The sequence below is a fragment of the Glycomyces niveus genome (assembly GCF_017592475.1).
In the GTDB taxonomy this organism is placed as follows: Bacteria; Actinomycetota; Actinomycetes; order Mycobacteriales; family Micromonosporaceae; genus Glycomyces; species Glycomyces niveus.
Genome location: NZ_JAGFNP010000006.1, coordinates 33,530 through 52,023, shown reverse-complemented (window position 1 = coordinate 52,023; position 18,494 = coordinate 33,530). Strand labels below are relative to the sequence as shown.

Annotated in this window: 16 protein-coding genes; 9 read left to right on the top strand and 7 right to left on the bottom strand. The window is 71.1% G+C overall.

All coding sequences use genetic code 11. The features are described from left to right. Positions 1-45: 45 nt before the first annotated feature. The 3 genes from J5V16_RS24405 to J5V16_RS25480 form a co-directional block, all read right to left on the bottom strand. Positions 46-717, bottom strand: a complete 672-nt coding sequence (locus tag J5V16_RS24405; RefSeq protein ID WP_243901153.1) for an aggregation-promoting factor C-terminal-like domain-containing protein — start codon at positions 715-717, stop codon at positions 46-48. Positions 718-774: 57 nt separating this feature from the next. After that, positions 775-1,458: an aggregation-promoting factor C-terminal-like domain-containing protein gene (locus tag J5V16_RS12745; protein WP_208496663.1), complete on the bottom strand. Its 684-nt coding sequence runs from the start codon at positions 1,456-1,458 to the stop codon at positions 775-777. A 69-nt stretch (positions 1,459-1,527) separates the two neighbouring features. After that, the gene (locus J5V16_RS25480; RefSeq protein ID WP_408612428.1) at positions 1,528-2,832 is read right to left on the bottom strand and encodes a PhoH family protein; all 1,305 of its coding nucleotides are present in this window, start codon (positions 2,830-2,832) and stop codon (positions 1,528-1,530) included. A 182-nt stretch (positions 2,833-3,014) separates the two neighbouring features. Here J5V16_RS25480 and J5V16_RS12735 point away from each other — a divergent pair, with 182 nt between their 5' ends. The 9 genes from J5V16_RS12735 to J5V16_RS12695 all read left to right on the top strand — a co-directional run bounded on the left by J5V16_RS12735 (position 3,015) and on the right by J5V16_RS12695 (position 13,014). After that, the gene (locus tag J5V16_RS12735; RefSeq protein WP_208496661.1) at positions 3,015-3,281 is read left to right on the top strand and encodes a hypothetical protein; all 267 of its coding nucleotides are present in this window, start codon (positions 3,015-3,017) and stop codon (positions 3,279-3,281) included. 13 nt (positions 3,282-3,294) lie between these two features. After that, positions 3,295-4,068, top strand: a complete 774-nt coding sequence (locus tag J5V16_RS12730; protein WP_208496660.1) for a hypothetical protein — start codon at positions 3,295-3,297, stop codon at positions 4,066-4,068. Positions 4,069-4,070: 2 nt separating this feature from the next. After that, positions 4,071-6,983 carry an FtsK/SpoIIIE domain-containing protein gene (locus tag J5V16_RS12725; protein ID WP_243901152.1) on the top strand — a complete coding sequence of 971 codons (2,913 nt, stop codon included), beginning with the start codon at positions 4,071-4,073 and terminating at the stop codon, positions 6,981-6,983. Between the two features lie 30 nt (positions 6,984-7,013). Continuing rightward, a complete protein-coding gene (locus tag J5V16_RS12720) occupies positions 7,014-7,685 on the top strand; it encodes a hypothetical protein (protein WP_208496659.1) in 672 nt (223 codons plus the stop codon). 60 nt (positions 7,686-7,745) lie between these two features. Further along, positions 7,746-8,300, top strand: a complete 555-nt coding sequence (locus J5V16_RS12715; protein ID WP_205324320.1) for a hypothetical protein — start codon at positions 7,746-7,748, stop codon at positions 8,298-8,300. Between the two features lie 669 nt (positions 8,301-8,969). After that, positions 8,970-10,787, top strand: a complete 1,818-nt coding sequence (locus J5V16_RS12710; RefSeq protein ID WP_208496858.1) for a phosphoenolpyruvate carboxykinase (GTP) — start codon at positions 8,970-8,972, stop codon at positions 10,785-10,787. A gap of 88 nt (positions 10,788-10,875) precedes the next feature. Beyond that, positions 10,876-11,643 carry an isoprenyl transferase gene (locus tag J5V16_RS12705; RefSeq protein WP_208496658.1) on the top strand — a complete coding sequence of 256 codons (768 nt, stop codon included), beginning with the start codon at positions 10,876-10,878 and terminating at the stop codon, positions 11,641-11,643. 115 nt (positions 11,644-11,758) lie between these two features. Further along, the gene (locus tag J5V16_RS12700) at positions 11,759-12,313 is read left to right on the top strand and encodes an RNA polymerase sigma factor (protein ID WP_208496657.1); all 555 of its coding nucleotides are present in this window, start codon (positions 11,759-11,761) and stop codon (positions 12,311-12,313) included. Then, complete coding sequence (locus J5V16_RS12695; RefSeq protein WP_208496656.1) at positions 12,310-13,014, top strand: hypothetical protein; 705 nt, start codon at positions 12,310-12,312, stop codon at positions 13,012-13,014. Before J5V16_RS12700 ends, J5V16_RS12695 begins: the two co-directional genes overlap by 4 nt. A 55-nt stretch (positions 13,015-13,069) precedes the next feature. Here the strand turns inward: J5V16_RS12695 and J5V16_RS12690 are convergent, their stop codons facing one another. From J5V16_RS12690 to J5V16_RS12675, 4 genes are all read right to left on the bottom strand, one after another. Beyond that, entirely contained in the window at positions 13,070-13,624 is a 555-nt protein-coding gene (locus tag J5V16_RS12690) for an isochorismatase family protein (RefSeq protein WP_208496655.1), read from the bottom strand. Positions 13,625-13,747: 123 nt separating this feature from the next. Then, positions 13,748-15,424 (bottom strand): aa3-type cytochrome oxidase subunit I, encoded by a 1,677-nt coding sequence (gene ctaD, locus J5V16_RS12685; protein ID WP_307792950.1) that lies wholly within the window; start codon positions 15,422-15,424, stop codon positions 13,748-13,750. Between the two features lie 226 nt (positions 15,425-15,650). After that, positions 15,651-16,055, bottom strand: coding sequence for a roadblock/LC7 domain-containing protein (locus J5V16_RS12680; RefSeq protein ID WP_205324330.1), 405 nt, complete (start codon positions 16,053-16,055; stop codon positions 15,651-15,653). 11 nt (positions 16,056-16,066) lie between these two features. Continuing rightward, positions 16,067-18,490 (bottom strand): sensor histidine kinase, encoded by a 2,424-nt coding sequence (locus J5V16_RS12675; protein WP_208496653.1) that lies wholly within the window; start codon positions 18,488-18,490, stop codon positions 16,067-16,069. Positions 18,491-18,494: the final 4 nt, after the last annotated feature.

Here is an 18,494-nt window from a genome sequence, read left to right as displayed (position 1 = left end):
ATGGAACTGGTCGCGCTGGCGTTCGTGGGGGCGTGGCTCAAGGGATCAGTAGAAGCCCTCGGCCTCGGATTTGGCCCAGGCGTCGCAGGGGGCGTCGTACCGGCCCTCGATGTAGTCGAGGCCCCAGAGGATCTGCGTGACGGGGTTCGTCCGCCAGTCGTCGCCGAAGGACGCCATCTTGCTGCCGGGGTAGGACTGCGGGATGCCGTAGGCGCCGATCGGGTTCTCGGCCAGTTCGTTCCAGCCGGACTCCTTGTCCCACAGGAGTTCCAGGCACGCGAACTGCTCGAGGTCGAACCCGGCCTCCAGGGTGAGCGCGCAGCCGGTGGCCTTGTTCCCGGTGAACTCGTCGCAGCTGGACGGGATCTCGACTGAGGTCGGGTTGTTGTTCGCGGCGGCCTCCTCTGCGGCCTGGTCGGCGTCCTCCTGGGCGTCGTTCAGGCCGTTCGCCTTGTCCGCGGCGTATTCGCCGACGGCTTCGGCCTTGACGGTGACGTCGGCGCCGGCGGTCGCGGCGATGTAGTCGCGGTGGTGGCCGCGCGCTTCCTCGTACGCCGCCTCGGCGTCGGCCTGCTGCTCGGCGGCGGCCTGGCCGGGGTGCTCCGCGTCGATCAGGGCGGGGTCGTCGGTGACGGCGTTGACGGCGATGAGGGCGCCGATCGCGAGCACCACGAGGGCGGCGATGCGGGCCCCGTAGCGGGTCAGCTTCGGGATCATGGGGTGGCTCCAGTAAAAAACGACCGCCGCCCGGGGGACCGGGCGGCGGTCGGGGTCCTAATACCAGCCGACTTCTTCGGAATGGTTCCAGGCTTCGCAGGGCGTGCCGTAGCGGCCCTCGATGTAGCCCAGGCCCCACTTGATCTGGGTGACGGGGTTGGTCTCCCAGTCGGAGCCGGCGGACTCCATCTTCGGTCCGGGCAGGGCCTGCGGGATGCCGTAGGCGCCGATCGAGTTCTCCGCCAGGTGGTTCCAGCCGGACTCGCGGTCCCACAGGGCCACGAGGCAGCCGACCTCGTCGAGGCTGAAGCCGCGTTCGACCGCCATGGCGCAGCCGGTGGCCTTGTTGCCGGAGTACTCGTCGCAGCTGGACGGGATGTCGACCGAGGTCGGGTTGGTGTTCGCCGCGGCGGCCGCTTCGGCCTCGGCGGCGGCCTTGTCGGCGTCCTCCTGCGCGGAGTCCAGGCCGGCGGCCTTGTCCATCGCGTAGTCGCCGACGGCCTCGGCCTTGACGGTCACGTCTGCGCCGGCGGTCTCGGCGATGTAGTTGACGTGGAGGTAGCGGACTTCTTCATACGCTTCCTCGGCCTCGGCCTGCTGCTCGGCGGCGGCCTGGCTGGGGTGCTGGGCGTCCTCTTCCGAGGGCTTGTCGTTCACGGCGTTCACGACGATGACGGCCCCGAGTGCGAGGACGAGCACGGCGGCGGCTTTCGCGCCGTAGCGGGTCAGCAGTGGGATCATGCGCTCTACTCCTGTGTCCCGGGCGTCTGTCCACAGACGCCCGGGACACAGCATGCCAGAGCTGGATCCCTAGCCTTCGAGCAGGTTGGTGACCATTTCCGCGATCTCCGAACGCTCACTGCGCGTAAGCGTCACGTGAGCGAACAGTGGGTGGCCCTTGAGCACGTCGATCACCGAGGCGACGCCGTCGTGGCGGCCCACCCGCAGGTTGTCGCGTTGCGCGACGTCGTGGGTGAGCACCACTTTGGAGCCCTGGCCGATGCGGGAGAGCACCGTCAGGAGCACCCCGCGCTCGAGCGACTGCGCTTCGTCGACGATGACGAACGCGTCGTGCAGGGAGCGGCCGCGGATGTGGGTGAGCGGCAGGACCTCGAGCATCCCGCGCTCGAGCACCTCCGAGATCACCACGTCGTTCGTGACGGCCCCGAGCGTGTCGAACACGGCCTGGCCCCACGGGCTCATCTTCTCGCCCTCGGAGCCGGGCAGGTAGCCGAGCTGCTGGCCGCCGACCGCGTACAGCGGGCGGAACACGATGACCTTCTTGAACAGCTCCCGTTCGAGCACCTGCTCGAGCCCGGCGCACAGCGCCATCGCCGACTTGCCGGTGCCGGCCTTGCCGCCGAGCGAGACGATGCCGATGTCGGGGTCGAGCAGGAGGTCGAGCGCGACCCGCTGCTCGGCGGAGCGGCCGTGGACGCCGAAAGCGTCGCGGCCCCGGATGAGGCGGATCTGCTTGTCCACAGTGACCCGGCCGAGCGCCTTGGAGCCGGTGCCGGTGAGGACGAGCCCCGTGTGGCACGGCAGCTCCACGTCGTGCGGCAGGTCCACGTCGCCGCCGTCGAACAGCCGGTCGATCTCCTCGTCGGACACCGCGAGCTCGGCCATGCCGGACCAGGTGGGGTCGGCGGCCTGGCCGTGGCGGTACTCCTCGGTGGGGATGCCGACCGCGGAGGCCTTGACCCGCAGCGGCATGTCCTTGGTGACCAGCACCGCGTCGGCGCCTTCGAGCCCCAGTGCCCGAGTGACGGCGATGATGCGCGAGTCGTTGGTGTCCACGGCGAACCCGGCCGGCAGGCCGGAGGTGTCGACGTGGTTGAGCTCGACCCGGATGGAGCCGCCGTGGTCCCCGACGGGGATCGGCTGGTCGAGGCGCCCGTGCTTGATGCGGAGTTCGTCGAGGCGCCTGAGGCACTCCCGGGCGAACCAGCCCAGTTCGGGGTGGTGGCGTTTGCCCTCCAGTTCGCTTACTACGACGAGCGGAATGACCACGTGGTGTTCGTCGAACCGTGAGAACGCACCAGGGTCTGATAGCAGTACCGAGGTGTCGAGGACGTAAGTGCGTTGCACTGGCACGGTCGCCTCCCGGGTGTCGATGTGTAGGGGGCGGGCCCCCGTTGGTACTCACACTCTAGTTGGGAGGTACGTCACTTCGCCACCGTTAAATGCATTGAAAGCAACACTCGTAGTCACGGCGGCGTCGGAAATCCGACAAAGCAGACACGCCGGGTTATCGTCCGATCACCGCATGTACGCGTTCGATCGGTGAGAATGAGCCTGTGTCCACCGTGAGCGTCGCCGAACTCAAGTCCGCCATCGCCGCTGCGCTCCAGCAGGTGCGCGACGGCCAGGCCGCCATCGCCTCCGCCAGCCAGAACATCGAAGCCGCCCAAGGGAGCCTGACCGCCGTCACCGCCGGCTCCGGCCACGACTCGGTCGCCACCGCCCAGGCCGCGCTCGCGCAGGCGGCCGCCGAGCTCGAGCAGTCGCTGGCCGCCACGTTCGCCGCCGCCGAGCAGGCCGAGGCCTACGCCGCGACCCTCTAGAACGGAGACCCCTGTGGACGTCGCCGCCCTCGCCGGGCGCCTCAAGGCCCTGGCCGCCGACCTCCCGCTGCCCGCCCTCGACACCGCCGACCAGTGCCTCGAAGCCGCCCAGGCGGAACTGAAGGAGGCCTCGCGCGAGTCCAACGCCGAGATCGGCCTCCACAAGCTCGGCGCCGCCCGCGAACGCCTCGACGCGGCCCGCGTCCGCCTCACCGAGGCCGCCACCGCGATCGACGACTACCTCGACGGCATCGGCGCCGGCGCCGCCGCGACCCCCGCAGCAGCCGTCCCCAAGGGAGCGCCCGTCAAACCGCCTCCCGTCGACCCGCGGCAGTGGTGGACCGACCGCGTCAACGATCTCTGCGACCGCACCGGCGCCGCCGACCCGCAGCAGGTGCCGCCCACGCGGCTCTTCAACGACCTGCTCAAAGCCGCGGGCGACGGCAACGCCGAGGCCTACTGCAAGCGCCTGCGCGACGCCGGGCCCCAGGCCGGCGTCAAACTCCCCGGCCTCGCCTGGCCGCTCGTGCGCACCCTCGCCGCCGAGCACCTGGGACGGACCCCCACCGCCCGCGACGTGCCCGGCCTGCGCGACAAATGCGCCGACAAGGTCCGCTCGCTCGTCCCGAAGGCCGAGCCGGACCACATCGGGGCCGCGCTCGCCTCGGCCTGCACCTTGGGGCGCAAGGGCACTGACGACGGCGGCGACGCGGCCCGGACCGCGGCGATGGGCCCGGCGCTGGTCGCGGCCCTGCACCGGTTGAGCAAGAGCGAGCGGAGGGCCTGACCATGAGCAGCTGGCGGCGACGACTGGTGGTGGCCATGGGCGACGAACTCGGGCGCGCCCGCGGCGAGGCCCGCTTCCTCGCCGAGCGCACCGCGGCCCACGCCGAGACCGAGCGGTCCGAGTCCGAGCGCGCGATCGCCGACGCGACCCGCAAGCAGGCGCAGCTCAAGGGCATCCACGAACGCATGCTCGCCACCCTCGAAGCCCGCAAGGCCGCAGCGGTGCAGGGCAGTCACGAAGCGGCCCTCGCCGCCGCCGCGCAGGCGGCGCCCGCCGCCGCCGGGGCACTGTGGACGGGATGGCAGCCCGAGTCGGGACTCGACCGCGGGGCGGCGCCGATGCTGCGCATCGGGCGCATCGCCGACAGCGAATCGACGTTCGAGCCGGAAGCCGGCGGTGCATCGCCCTTCGAGCCGGGGGCCGACAGCGAATCGCCGCTCGAACCGGGGCTTTCGGGGCCCTCCCTCCCCCCACCCCACCCACCCACCACCGCCTTGCCGGCCGCACTCTCGACCGGGCGCGCTCCGGTCGAGAGTGGCGATGCCCCCGGTGCCTCCGCGATGTTTCGGATCCGTTCCGGTGCAGCGGGTGCATCCGCCGGCAAGGCAAGTGTGGCAGGGGGGTACGACAATTCAGCACCCTCGGTGACCACGGTCTCACTGCCCGCACTCGTGCCGTTGCTCGACCGCGCGCACCTGCGCATCGATACCGATGCGGCCCAAGCACTTCCGGGACTGCTGCTGCGGGCCGTCGGGTCCGTGCCCGCCGGGCTGGTGCGGCTGCATGTGTACGACCCCGAGCATCTCGGCGGGTCGCTTTCGGCGTTCGCCGCGCTCGGCAAGGCGGGGCTGCTCTCGTTCATCGGCCCCTCGGGCTTGCGCGAGACCCTGGACTCGCTCGTCGAGACCGTGCGGCGCGTCAACGCCGACGTGCTCGCGGGGGAGCACGCCTCGCTCGCCGAGCTCGCCGCCGCCACCGGGCGGCGGCCCGAGCCGTGGCGGGTGCTCGTGCTTCTCAACGCCGACCTCGCCGCCTGGCCCGCCCACGACCAGGCCCAGCTCGCGCGGCTGCGCCGCACCGGCGTCGCCGCCGGAGTGCACCTCGTCGTCGTCGGCGACGACACCGCCGGACCCGCCGACCTGCCGCGCCTCACCAGGACCGCCTACACCGGACTCCCGGGCGCCGCCCTCGAACTCGACGCGCCGCCGCCCCTGAGCACCGTCACCGCCGCCGCCAAAGCCGTCGCCGAGAAGCACCGTGCCGGAAGGGAACCCGCCCGCCTCGTCGACCTCCTCCCGCAGCGACTCTGGGCCGCCTCCTCCGCCACCGGCCTCTTCGCGGCCGTCGGCGAGACCGCCGCCGGCGACGTGGCCCGCCTCGCCCTCGGCGACAACCCGCCCCACGCGCTCGTCGGCGGCCCTTCCGGGTCGGGCAAGACGAACCTCCTGTACGCGTGGATCGCGGGCCTCGCCTCCAACTACAGCCCCGATGAACTGGCGCTCTACCTCCTCGACTTCAAGGAGGGGGTCTCCTTCGCGCGCTTCGCCTCCGGCCGCCGCGACCCCACCTGGCTCCCGCATGTGCGCCTCGTCGGCGTCAACATCAACGACGACCGCGAGTTCGGCCTCGCCCTCCTGCGCCACCTCAAAGAGGAGCTGCGCCGCCGCGCCGAGGCCGCCAAAGCCCACGAGGCCACCAAGCTCGAAGAGCTCCGCGCCGCCGACCCCGAAGGCCACTGGCCCCGCATCGTCGCCATCGTGGACGAGTTCCAGGTGCTCCTCGAAGCCCGCGACGCCGTCACCGACGAAGCCGTGCAGCTGCTCGACGACCTCGCCCGCCGCGGCCGCAGCCAAGGCATCCACCTCGTGCTCGCCTCGCAGGACATCGCCGGCATCGAGGCCCTCTGGGGCCGCCCCAGCCTCGTCGCCCAGTTCACCCTGCGCATCGCCCTCCCCAAGGCCCGCAGGGTCCTCGCCGAGAACAACCACGCCGCCGACACCGTCGCCCGCTTCCACGCCGTCGTCAACGACGAGTCCGGCCACACCAACGCCAACAAGGTCGTGGCCGTCCCCAACGCCGGGCACGCCGACGCCTGGGAACCGCTCCAGAAGCGCCTCTGGGAAGCCCGCCCCAACGGCAACGAACCGCCCGCACTCTTCGACGGCGACCATGTCCCCGCGCTCACCGCGACCGCGCCGTCGCCCGAGACCGCGCTCCTCGGCCAGACCATCGACGTCGCCGCCCGCGGCGCCGAACTCGCGCTCCACCGCGCGCCCGGCCGCAACCTCGCCATCCTCGGCACCAGGGGAGCCGAAGCCGCCGACATCCTCGCCGCCGCCGCGCTCACCGCCGCGCAGGGCGCGAAGCGGCAGGGCCAGCGCATCGGCGTCGACCTGTGCTGCCTCGAACCCGACGCCGCGCCGTCCGCGCTCGCCCTCGCCGCCGCCCTCGAAACCGAAGGCGCCGAAGTCGACTGGCACGACGGCCTCGACGAGGTCTGCAAGGAATGGGACCGCCGCTGCGACGGCGCGCTGCGCCTCAACCTCGTCTACGCCGTCGACGCCGGGTCCGCCCGCCTCGACGCCGCCGGCACGGCCGCCTTGCGCGCCATGCTCATCGACGGACCCGAACGCCACCTGCACACGCTCGGCTGGTGGCGGTCCGTGCCGCGCCTGCGCGAAGACCTCGGCGGGTTCTCCGCCCGCTTCGACGCCGTCGACGCCTGGCTCGCCCTCGACGTTCAGGGCCCCGAGCTCGCGCCGCTCTCGCCCGCGAGCGGCGGCCCGGCCTGGTACCCGCGCGAGCGGCGCGGCCTCTACTTCGACCGCGCCCGCCACCGCGTCCCGCAGGTCGTCATCCCCTACAAGACGACCGCGCTGCTGCCGCGGCCCGAGGCGATCCTCGACCTGCCGTAGCCCGACCGCCCGCCGAAAGAGGTGCCACACGTGCCCACCGACACCGACACCGACTACGCCGCCGCCGTCGCCGCCTACCTCAAGGAGCGCGCCGACGCCGACGCCGAGATCGGCGCCGCCGTCGCCTCCTACCGCGCCGAGGCCGGCCGGCTCGCGGCCGCCGTCGAGGCCGCCCGCGCCGCCCGCGAGGACGCGAACAGCGCCGCGGTGAACGCCGCGGCGCTCGTGGCCGAGACCGACAAGGCCGTCGGCGTCCTGTGGCGCTCCCTCGGCGACTTCGTGGGCCACCGCCGCACCGGCCCCACTCCCTCTGCGGGGGAACCGGACCCGGACCCCGGCGCCGAGCGCGTGCGCGCCCGGATCGAACGCTCCGAACGCCTGCTCTCCCTCGCCCGACAGGGTGAACTCCCGATCGAGGCGCCCCGCCACACCGAGATCACCGCGGCCGCCATCGGTCTCGGCACCGGCGCCCTCGCCGTCTGGGCGGCGCTGGCGATCCTGTGGTCCGGGAGCCTCCCGTTCGCCGAGGCCCTCGCCGCGTTGACGCTGTTCGTCGGCATCGGGACCGGCCCGATCGTGTTGGGCGCGTGGCTGTCCTGGCAGTACCGGGTGCGGCCGCGCCCGGGCCAGACACTCGTGTGCGTCGGGGCGGCGATCGTCGCGGTGTGCGCGCTGGCGGGCCTGTTCATGAGGGGGCTATAGCGAACGGTTGACGCCATGGGGTACACCTGATGCGTCAACGAAACGTGAGGAGTCCCGTCAATGGCCGCCATCGACGACACCGGCTCGTGGCATTACGGCCCCCTGCCGTCCACTGACGACGCCCCCGCCTGGATCTACGGGATCGTCCCCGACGGCTGGATCGCCGGCATGCCCGATGTGACCGTGGACCGCGACGAGATGATCATCATCTGCCCGCTGCCGACCCCCGACCACCCCGCCGACGCGACCGAGTCCGACCGGGCCGCGACCGAGGAGGGCCGCATCTCGCGCTTCCGCGAGGCGACGCGCGACATGCGCGTGCAGATCGCGCAGCAGCTCCAGTACCGGTACCACCGCCAGTCCTCGTGGGGGGCGCGTTGCGGCTCCACCACGATGGTCTTCACCCACCAGTCGCTGCCGGTGACGACGCGGCTGCGCCAGCCCGAGCGGCTGGTGCTCGACACACTCGTCGGCTCGGGCGTGGCCGCGTCGCGCTCGGACGCGCTGGCGTGGTGCGTGCGCCTGGTCGAGCAGCACGCGGAGGACTGGCTCAAGGAGCTGCGCGAGGCCATGGTGAGTGTCGACGAGCTGCGCCGCCGGGGCCCCTCGGTCTGATCCGAGCAGCAAGACGAGGCGGGTGCGCGATCGCGCACCCGCCCTTCTCGTGCGCTCACCGCAGGAGCAGGTAGACCAGGACGATCGCCAGGACGAGGACGATCGCGATCAGGAAGCCGACCGTCGCGCCTCTGGCGCGGTGCGGCTGCGGTTCCGGTTCTCGGTGCGCCATGGCCCCCTCCCAACGTTTCGGATGCGGCTGTGCAGACCTGCATCTTCACCCCAAGACGGCCCGGCGTGCGGCGATTCGGGCCAAAATCCGGCGGACCCGTGCGCGAAACACGATCGCGACAGCGCGCTAACGCGCTCGTTCCATGATCGAAACCGATCGCATTAGTTGTGAGGAACGGTCAAATTCATGACAGTGTGCGCGGTACTGATTGGTCGCGCGGAAAGTGCAAGTAGTTGTGCTCGTTCCGAGCTCGAATACGCACTTGATCAAATTTCATGCATGCTGTCCCTGTTCAGGCCCGGACCGATCGAGCACGACTGCCTGCGCGAGCCCGCCGCTTCCCGTAGCGTCCGAAAGACCGGTTCCGGTTGGAGCGTCCGGGCTCCGACCGGCACGGCGGCGTCAGCCGCCACAAGCGGACCGCGCGCGCCGTGCACGAGAACAGCACCGAAGGAGCCACCGCCGTGAGCATCGAAGTCTCCGTAGCCAGTGACGATATGACCAGCGCAGCGATCGGACTCACCGATCCGCCCACCCGCCACCACCGGCTCCTCGCCTGGGTCGGCGAAGTGGCCGAGCTGACCGACCCCGACCAGATCGTGTGGTGCGACGGCACCCCCGCCGAATGGGAGCGCCTGACCGCCGAGCTCGTCGCCTTCGGGACCCTCGTCCCCGTGCCGGCCAAGCCCGACTCGTTCCTGGCCCGCACCGACCCCGGCGACGTGGCCCGCGTCGAGGAGCGCACCTTCATCTGCTCGACCGACCCCGAGGACGCCGGGCCCACCAACAACTGGACCGCGCCCGACTACATGCGCGAGACCATGACCGGCCTCTACCGCGGCTCCATGCGCGGGCGCACCATGTACGTAGTCCCGTTCTGCATGGGCTCGCTCGACGCCGAGAAGCCGATGTTCGGCGTGGAGCTCACCGACTCCGCCTACGTCGCCGCCTCGATGCACATCATGACCCGCATGGGCCTGCACGTGCTCGACGCCATGGGTAAGGACGCCGACTTCGTCAAGTGCCTCCACTCCGTCGGCGCGCCCCTCGCGCCCGGCCAGAGCGACGTCCCGTGGCCCTGCAGCGAGACCAAGTACATCTCCCACTTCCCCGAGGACCGCGAGATCTGGTCCTACGGCTCCGGCTACGGCGGCAACTCGCTGCTCGGCAAGAAGTGCTACGCCCTGCGCATCGGCTCCGTCATGGGCCGCGACGAGGGCTGGCTCGCCGAGCACATGCTCATCCTGCGCCTGACCTCCCCCGAGGGGAGGGTCTACCACGTGACCGGCGCGTTCCCCTCCGCGTGCGGCAAGACCAACCTCGCCATGCTCGAGCCGACCATCCCCGGCTGGAAGGTCGAGACCCTCGGCGACGACATCGCCTGGCTCCGCTTCGGCGAGGACGGCCGCCTGTGGGCCTCCAACCCCGAGTACGGCTTCTTCGGCGTCGCGCCCGGCACCGACTACAGGACCAACCCGAACGCCATGCGCACCATCGAGAAGGGCCACACGCTCTTCACCAACGTCGCGCTCACCGACGACGGCGACGTGTGGTGGGAGGGCATGGGCGAGGCCCCCGAGCACCTGATCGACTGGAAGGGCCGCGACTGGAGCCCGCGCTCCGAGGAGCCCTCCAGCCACCCCAACAGCCGCTTCTGCACGCCCATCAAGCAGTGCCCGGTCCTCGCCGAGCAGTACGACGACCCGCGCGGCGTCCCGATCGACGCGATCCTCTTCGGCGGCCGCCGCGCGAGCACCATCCCGCTGGTCACGCAGGCCCGCGACTGGGTCCACGGCGTGTACATGGGCGCGACCCTCTCCTCGGAGACCACGGCCGCCGCCGTCGGCCAGGTCGGCGTCGTGCGCCGCGACCCGATGGCGATGCTGCCGTTCATCGGCTACAACGCCGCCGACTACTTCGGCCACTGGATCGAGATGGGCAAGTCCGCCGCCAGCGAGGACCTCATGCCCGAGGTCTTCTACGTCAACTGGTTCCGCCGCTCCGAGGACGGCCGCTTCCTGTGGCCCGGCTTCGGCGAGAACGCCCGCGTCCTCAAATGGGTCGTCGAGCGCCTCGAAGGCCGCGGCGCCGCCGTCGAGACCCCGATCGGGTACTGCCCGACCCCCGAGGCCATCGACGTCGACGGGCTCGAGCTGACGAAGGCCGACCTCGAAGCCGCCCTCGCGGTCGACAGGGACGAGTGGGCCGCCGAGATCCCGCTGGTCGAAAGCTGGTTCGCGCGCTTCGGCGACCGGCTCCCGACCGTCCTGTGGAGCGAACTCGACGCCCTCAAGCAGCGCCTCGACCTGCAGTAACCACGCAGGGATCACAGCCACCGCCGCCCGCGCACACGGCACCGTGCGCGGGCGGCGGCGTGCGGGCGGGAGCCTACAATTGCCGGTTGTGGCGATCTCGAACCTGCTTTACCGGATCTACGAGCGTCGGCTCGCACGCGAGCTGACCGGCCAGCCGCTGCCCCGGCACATCGGCGTCATGGTCGACGGCAACCGTCGCTGGGCCCGCGACATGGGCCTGACCGACCCCAACGACGGCCACCGCGCCGGCGCCAAGCACATCGAGCGCTTCCTCGGCTGGTGCGACGAGCTCGGCGTCGAGCACGTCACCATCTGGCTCCTCTCCACCGAGAACCTCTCCCGCCCCAAAGAGCAGCTCGACCCCCTCCTCGACATCATCGACGAGCTCGCCGGCGAACTCGCCGAGGACGACCAGCCCTGGCAGCTGCGCATGGTCGGCGCCCTCGACCTCCTCCCCGAAGCCCACCAGACCGCCCTCAAGAGCGCCCAGCAGCGCACCGCCGACAAACGCGGCATGCAGGTCAACCTCGCCGTCTGCTACGGCGGCCAGCGCGAGATCGCCGACGCCGTGCGCGCCTTCATCCTCGAGCAGGCCGCCACCGGCGCCAGCCTCGAAGAGGTCGCCGAGTCCCTCGACGCCGACTCGATCGCCCGCCACCTGTACATGACCGGCCAGCCCGACCCCGACCTCGTGATCCGCACCAGCGGCGAACAGCGCATCTCCGGGTTCCTGCTGTGGCAGTCGGCGTATTCGGAGTTCTACTTCTGCGACTCGAACTGGCCCGACTTCCGCCGGGTCGACTTCCTGCGCGCGGTGCGGTCGTTCGCCATCCGCGACCGCCGCTACGGCAAGTAAGCCCCGTTTCACCCGAAAAAACTCGCGTTCGGCTGCGTCACTGGAGCCGGGTCCTTCGTGTGGAGAGTGCGATCAAACCCGACCGCACGTCATTTCCCTGGAATCGAGGAACCGGATGACTGCGAGCCCCGTGGTGCAACAGTCCACTGTGTCCCATACTGTCGCCGGCGACACCGTGTCCGCGGACCGCGCGGACTTCAACGGCTTCTACGCCGCGAACGTCGCCCAGGTCACCGCCCAGATCCGGGCCTACGTCGGCGACCTCGCCGAGGCCGAGGACCTGGTCGCGGAGGCCTTCTGCCGGGCGCTCGCCCGCTGGGGCGCGATCAGCGCCTACGACAACCCCGCCACCTGGGTGCGCCGGGTCGCCTGGAACCTGGCCACCTCGCGGCTGCGCCGCGCCGCCGTCGTCCGCCGCTTCCTGCGCCGGCAGCACCCCGCGACCACCGAAGGCCCCGGACCCGAGCGGCTGGACCTCGAGCAGGCCCTGTCCGAACTCAACGAGCGCCACCGCAAGGCCGTCATCCTCCGCTACATGGCCGGGATGACCTCGGCGGAGATCGCCGAACAGGAGGGCGTCGCCGAAGCGACCGTCCGCTCCTGGCTGACACGAGGAAAAGCGGCGCTCGCCGAGCGCCTGCGCATCGCCGACTTCGAGGAGCAACGATGAACACCCCCCAGCGCGACCCGTTGAGCGCCATGTTCGACCAGTACGCGGCGGCCACCGCCGCCGAGACCAGCCCGCCCACCACCGGGCAGCTGCGCCGCCGCCTGCGCCGCCACCGCACCGTCCGCGTCGCGGCCGCCGGCGTCGCCGCCGCGGTTCTCGCCGTCCCCGGCGGCTGGGCCCTCCAGCAGGCCGCCGCGACCGACCAGAGCGGTCCCGGCCCCGCCGACTCCGGCCCGACCTCCGAGGTCACCGAGACGCCCGGCTGCGACTGGCTTACCGACGGCCCCAGCGAAGAGGAGTCCTGGCCCGGCGAAGAGCCCACCGGCAGCGGCGAGGAGCCCACCGACGACACGCCCGCCTCCGAAGAGCAGGCCGAATACGGCACCGAACCCGCCGAGGAACCCTCGGAGGAGCACGGCAGCGACGAGCCCACCGAGTCCGGGCAGCCCACCGAGGAGCCCTGCGGCGAGGAGCCCACCAGCGACCGGCCGACCGAGGAGAGCGAGCAGCCCACCGAGGCCGAGGAGTCCTGGCCCGGCGAGGAACCCACGACCATCGGCGAGGAGGAGCCCACGGAGGAGGACGCCGAGTCCCCGTCCGAAGAGGAACCCACCACCATCGGCGAAGAGATGCCCACCCCGGGCGACGACGAGCCCAGCGAATCCGGCACCGAGTTCCCGACCGAGCATTCCACCCGCTGATCGCAACCGAGGCCCCCGCGAGCACCGCTCGCGGGGGCCTCGTCACGTCACGGGGTCAGGCGAGGGTCACGCCCGCCTCTTCGAGTTCCTTGAGTGCCTTGGCCTTCGTCTCTTCGGCGACCGCGGCCGTGTACTCGAGGAGCACGGTGGTCTCGAAGCCTTCGGCGGCGGCGTCGAGGGCGGTGGCCCGGACGCAGTGGTCGGTGGCGATGCCGACGACGTCGACCGCGTCGACGCCGCGTTCGCGCAGCCACTCGGCCAGGCCCGTCTCGCCCGCCGAGCCCTCGAAGCCCGAGTACGCAGCCTCGTACGCGCCCTTGTCGAACACGGCCTCGGCGACCGTGTGATCGAAGTCGGGGTGGAAGCCCGCGCCAGCGGTGCCGACCACGCAGTGCGGGGGCCACGAGTCGCGGAAGTCCGGTTCGGCCGAGAAGTGCAGGCCGGGGTCGATGTGCCAGTCGCGGGTCGCGACGATGTGCTCCCACCGGCCCGGGGTGGACCCGATGAGTTCGGTGACCCCCGCCGCGACGGCCGCGCCGCCCGCGACGGCGAGCGACCCGCCCTCACAGAAGTCGTTCTGGACGTCTACCACGATCAGTGCCCGGCTCATACCCCGATCCTAGTGAGGTCCCGCGGGGCGCGGAAGTCCCGGTGCGCGACTGTGCGCATATTTCCTCCGCGGGAAGCAGAAAGACCCGGGAGCAGCCGCTCCCGGGTCTTCCTCATGTCGTCGCTAGTGCCCCTTGACTTCCTTGACCAGGTGGCCCCACTTCTCGTCGAAGACGGGGCGCTCCGAGCGGATGCGCGGGAGGCGGTCGAAGTTGCGCAGCGGCGGCGGGCAGCTGGTCGCCCACTCGAGCGAGCCGCCGTAGCCCCACGGGTCGTTGGTCTCGACGACGCGGCCGGTCTTCCAGGACTTGAAGAGGTTCCAGATGAACGGCAGGGTCGAGAGGCCGAGGATGAACGCGCCGATCGTGGAGATCATGTTGAGCGTCGTGAAGCCGTCGGTCTCCAGGTAGTCGGCGTACCGCCGGGGCATGCCCTCGGCGCCGAGCCAGTGCTGCACCAGGAAGGTGGTGTGGAAGCCGATGAAGGTCAGCCAGAAGTGGACCTTGCCGAGCCGTTCGTCGTACATGCGGCCGGCGACCTTCGGGAACCAGAAGTAGACGCCGGCGTAGACGGCGAACACGATGGTGCCGAACAGCACGTAGTGGAAGTGCGCCACCACGAAGTACGAGTCTGAGACGTGGAAGTCGACCGGCGGGCTGGCGAGCAGGACGCCCGAGAGGCCGCCGAGGAGGAACGTGACCAGGAAGCCGATGCTGAACAGCATCGGGGTCTCGAAGGTCAGCTGGCCCTTCCACATGGTGCCGATCCAGTTGAAGAACTTCACACCGGTCGGGACCGCGATCAGGAAGGTCATGAGCGAGAAGAACGGCAGCATGACCGAGCCGGTGGCGTACATGTGGTGGGCCCACACGGCCATCGACAGGCCCGCGATCGCGAGGGTGGCGGCGACCAGGGTCTTGTAGCCGAAGATCGGCTTGCGGCTGAACACCGGGAAGATCTCGGAGACGATGCCGAAGAACGGCAGCGCCACGATGTACACCTCGGGGTGGCCGAAGAACCAGAACAGGTGCTGCCACAGGATCGCGCCGCCGGTCTCGGAGTCGAAGACGTGCGCGCCGAGCTGGCGGTCGGCCATGACGGCGAGGAGCGCGGCGAACAGGATCGGGAAGACCAGGATCACCAGGAGGCTGGTGATGAGGATGTTCCAGGTGAAGATCGGCATGCGGAACATGAGCATGCCCGGGGCGCGCATCGTGATGATCGTGGTGATCATGTTGACGGCGCCGAGGATGGTGCCGATACCCGAGATCGAGAGGCCCACGAACCACATGTCGGCGCCGATGCCCGGCGAGTTGACCGCGTTCGAGAGCGGCTGGTAGGCGAACCAGCCGAAGGAGGCCGCGCCGCCCGGGGTGATGAAGCCGGAGACCGCGAGGATCGAGCCGAGCAGGTACAGCCAGTACGCGAACGCGTTCAGGCGTGGGAACGCGACGTCGGGCGCGCCGATCTGCAAGGGCACCAGGTAGTTGCCGAACGCGAACACGATCGGGGTCGCGAACATCAGCAGCATGATCGTGCCGTGCATCGTGAACAGCTGGTTGAACTGCTCGGAGGACACGATCTGGAGGCCCGGCTGGAACAGCTCCGCGCGGATGAGCAGCGCCAGGACGCCGCCGATCGCGAAGAACGCGAAGGACGTCACGAAGTAGAGCAGACCGATCTGCTTCGCGTCCGTCGTGCGGAGCGTGCGGGCGAGCCAGGAACCGTTGGGCTCCCGGCGTACCGGCCAGGGGCGCGCGACGATAGGCGTTGGCTCAAGCTTCGGCTCAACCGTGGTCACCTGTGGGCCTCCATGATTCATTTCCAGGTAGCGAACGCAGCATAGCCCCGGGAAGGGGGGCCGATGCGGAGGGGCAACGCACTAGCGGCGTGGCGGTGCGTGACCGTCTGCAGCGTTCATCGTGGTTGTCGCAGGTCGAATGCGTGACTGGTGTTTCGGGGGAAGTGATCCCGCGGGACGCCCGATGGGTGCGGCGCCCGCGGGTGAGCAATCTCCTACAGTGCGGCTACAGGCTGCCGCGGGCGTCGGGCTCGAGCGCCGCGTAGACGCGCTTGACCAGAAGGGCGGTCTCGTAGCCGACCTGGCCGAGGTCGCAGCCGGCGTTGGCGAGGACGGCGAGCTGGGCGCGGTCGCCGACGGCCATGAGGAGCAGCACGCCCTCGTCCATGTCGATCACGGACTGGCGGATGCGGCCGGCGTCGAGGACCTTGGCCGCCCCCGTCGTCAGGCTCGCGAGGCCCGAGGTGATGGCGGCGAGCTGGTCGGCCCGGTCGGTCGACAGGCCGCGCGAGGCGGCGATGGCGAGTCCGTCGACGGAGACCGTGAGCGCCTCGGAGACGTCCGGGACCTTCTCCACGAAGGAGGTCAGGAGCCAGTCGAGTTCACCGACGTTCTTGTCCTTGTTGTCCATCTCGCTGCTTTCTATTGGCGTTGTTCGTGCGCGGCGGCCGCCGCGATGCCGGAGGCGAAACCGGCGAGCCGGTCCCTGATCTCGGCAGGGTCGAGGTCGGTTCCGCCGCCGCCCGAACGCGAGCTGGGAACGGAGCCGGGGAGCAGCCGGGAACCGGGTGCGCGGCGGGGCAGTTCCGCGCCGTTGACCCTGCCGGAGGTTTCGAGTGCTCGGTTCACTTTCCTGAAGGTAACATCCAGCGTCTCGGCGGCTGGGCCCGCAGGGGCGGCGGATCCGTTCCCGCCGTTGAGTGTCGTCCCAGCTACAGGCAGTGGTTCGGGGACGGAGCCGGCGCGGCGCGGCCGCGGGACGATCGGCTCGACGGCGCTCGGCGCACCCGACTCGGCGCCCGTCCCGGTCACCGGCAGGTTCGCGGCGCGCGCCGAGAGGGCGAGCTGCGCGGCCGTCCCGGAGCGGTCGGCGGGCGCGAGGCCGACGGGGTCCTCGGCGTGCGCGCTCGCGGGGATGCGCACGAGCGCGAGCGTGCCCTTGCCCATGGTGGAGTGCAGCTGGACGCTGATCGAGTGCTCGGCTGCGAGCCGCCCGACCACGAGCAGGCCCATGGTCGCGGTGAGTTCGGAGTTGAGCTGCGTCGGCTCGGCCAGGCGGCGGTTGATCGCGGCCATCGGCTCGGGGGCGAGGCCGATGCCGTCGTCGGCGATGGAGATGACGATCTCCGAACCTGAACGGCGCGAGGTGACCCGCACCGACTGGGTCGGCGGCGAGTAGGACGCGGCGTTGTCGAGCAGTTCGGCGAGGATGCGCACGAGGTCGCCGGCGGGTTTGGTCTCGAGCCGGGCCCCGACCTGGTTCTCGACCACGACGCGCCCGGCGTCCTCGATCTCGGCCACGGCGTCGCGGATGATCGCCTCGAGCCCGGCCGGGTGGTTGTAGCGGCGCTGCGGGTCGCCGCCGGCGAGCAGGAGCAGGTTCTCCTCGTTGCGGCGCATGCGGGCCAGCAGGTGGTAGACGCTGCGCCACTCGTCGGGGATCGCGGTCGCGGAGGTGCCCTCCACGAGGGACTCCATGACCTGCTGCTGGCGGCGGATGAGGCTCTGGCCGCGGCGGGCGAGGGTCTTCATCATCGCCTCGACGTCGATGCGCAGCAGGGCCTGGTTCGCGGTCTGGCGCAGCGCCTGGTGGTGGGCGGCGCTGAACGCCTCGGCGAGGGAGTCGAGCTCGTCGGCGTAGCGCGAGTCGGTCTGCAGCACCGTCTGCTGCTTCGCGGCCTGCAGCAGCCGGTCGACCTCGTTCGCGTTGGCGGCCTGGGACACCGCGGCCACGGTCTTCGGGAGCGTGTCGTACGCGGCGGTCAGGGTCGCCTCGCGGACGCCGTCGACGCGGAGGCTGATGCGCCGCGCCAGCATCGCCGCGGAGATGATCGAGGTCAGGGCCAGCACGAGCACGAGCGCGAACGTCGTCAGGAGCGTGCGCGAGGCGGCCTCGCGCATGAGGTTCACGTCTTCCTTCATGAAGTTGATGACCGTGTTCCGCGTCGTGTCGAGCGAGGCGACGATCGCGCCCTGCGCATCGAGGAACGCGGTCGGCGAGATGGTGGGGATGTTCCCGTTCAGGTAGACGCCCAGCGCGGTCTGCGCGTCCTTGACCTCCTGGGACTCCATGGCGGTCCGGTAGGTCGAGGCGGTCTCGGCGGACGCGTTCGCCTGGAACTCGGTGATCTGCTGGTCGAACTCCCCGGCGAGGCTCGCGACCTGCCCGAGGGTCTGGCGCGAGACGAGGACCGCGCCCTCCTCTTCCAGGAGCGCGAGGTCGGCGGTGACGGTGAACTGGATCGAGCCGGCGATGCGGCCCGCCTGCATGACCGCGGCCAGGGAGTCGAGGTGCGCCGAGATCTGCGCGTCGTTCACGAGGCGGGGGAGGATCGCGGCGACGCCCACGATCTGGTCGGCGGTCTCGCGGAAGGTCTGGAACGCCGCCGTCACCTCGTCGTCGAGGTAGGCGGCTTCCCCGGTGGCCATGTCGTCGAAGACGACGCGGGCGGTCCCGAGCTCGCCGGCCTTCTCGAACAGGTCCCCCAGGTCGTCCCGGAGCTCGGGGAAGCGGGCGATGGCCGCGTCCGAGGCCCCTTGCAGCGCATCGAAGGCGGCGTCGGTCTCGCGGCGGGCGACCGCGGAGTCGAACTGGCCGCCGCCGCCGTTGATCATCGAGGTGACGACCGGCCGCAGCTCGGCCTGGTGCCGGTCGAGGGCCAGGTCGAGCCCCTCGGAGAGCTCCGCGAGGACCTCCGCGTCGGTGGCGTTCTGGTATTCGTCCCACACCGTGACCGTCTGGAAGAGCCCGAGCACCAGCATCCCCATGAGCGCCGCCGCGATCGGCAGCATCAGCTGCATCCGAATCGGGAGACGACTGGTGCGCTGCCGGCTTTTACGGGCCATCGGG

Coding starts and splice junctions, on each gene's coding strand:
- J5V16_RS24405 (WP_243901153.1), bottom strand. CDS start 717: ATGATCCCGAAGCTGACCCGCTACGGGGCCCGCATCGCCGCCCTCGTG.
- J5V16_RS12745 (WP_208496663.1), bottom strand. CDS start 1,458: ATGATCCCACTGCTGACCCGCTACGGCGCGAAAGCCGCCGCCGTGCTC.
- J5V16_RS12725 (WP_243901152.1), top strand. CDS start 4,071: ATGAGCAGCTGGCGGCGACGACTGGTGGTGGCCATGGGCGACGAACTC.
- J5V16_RS12715 (WP_205324320.1), top strand. CDS start 7,746: ATGGCCGCCATCGACGACACCGGCTCGTGGCATTACGGCCCCCTGCCG.
- J5V16_RS12710 (WP_208496858.1), top strand. CDS start 8,970: ATGACCAGCGCAGCGATCGGACTCACCGATCCGCCCACCCGCCACCAC.
- J5V16_RS12700 (WP_208496657.1), top strand. CDS start 11,759: ATGACTGCGAGCCCCGTGGTGCAACAGTCCACTGTGTCCCATACTGTC.
- J5V16_RS12695 (WP_208496656.1), top strand. CDS start 12,310: ATGAACACCCCCCAGCGCGACCCGTTGAGCGCCATGTTCGACCAGTAC.
- J5V16_RS12690 (WP_208496655.1), bottom strand. CDS start 13,624: ATGAGCCGGGCACTGATCGTGGTAGACGTCCAGAACGACTTCTGTGAG.
- J5V16_RS12680 (WP_205324330.1), bottom strand. CDS start 16,055: ATGGACAACAAGGACAAGAACGTCGGTGAACTCGACTGGCTCCTGACC.
- J5V16_RS12675 (WP_208496653.1), bottom strand. CDS start 18,490: ATGGCCCGTAAAAGCCGGCAGCGCACCAGTCGTCTCCCGATTCGGATG.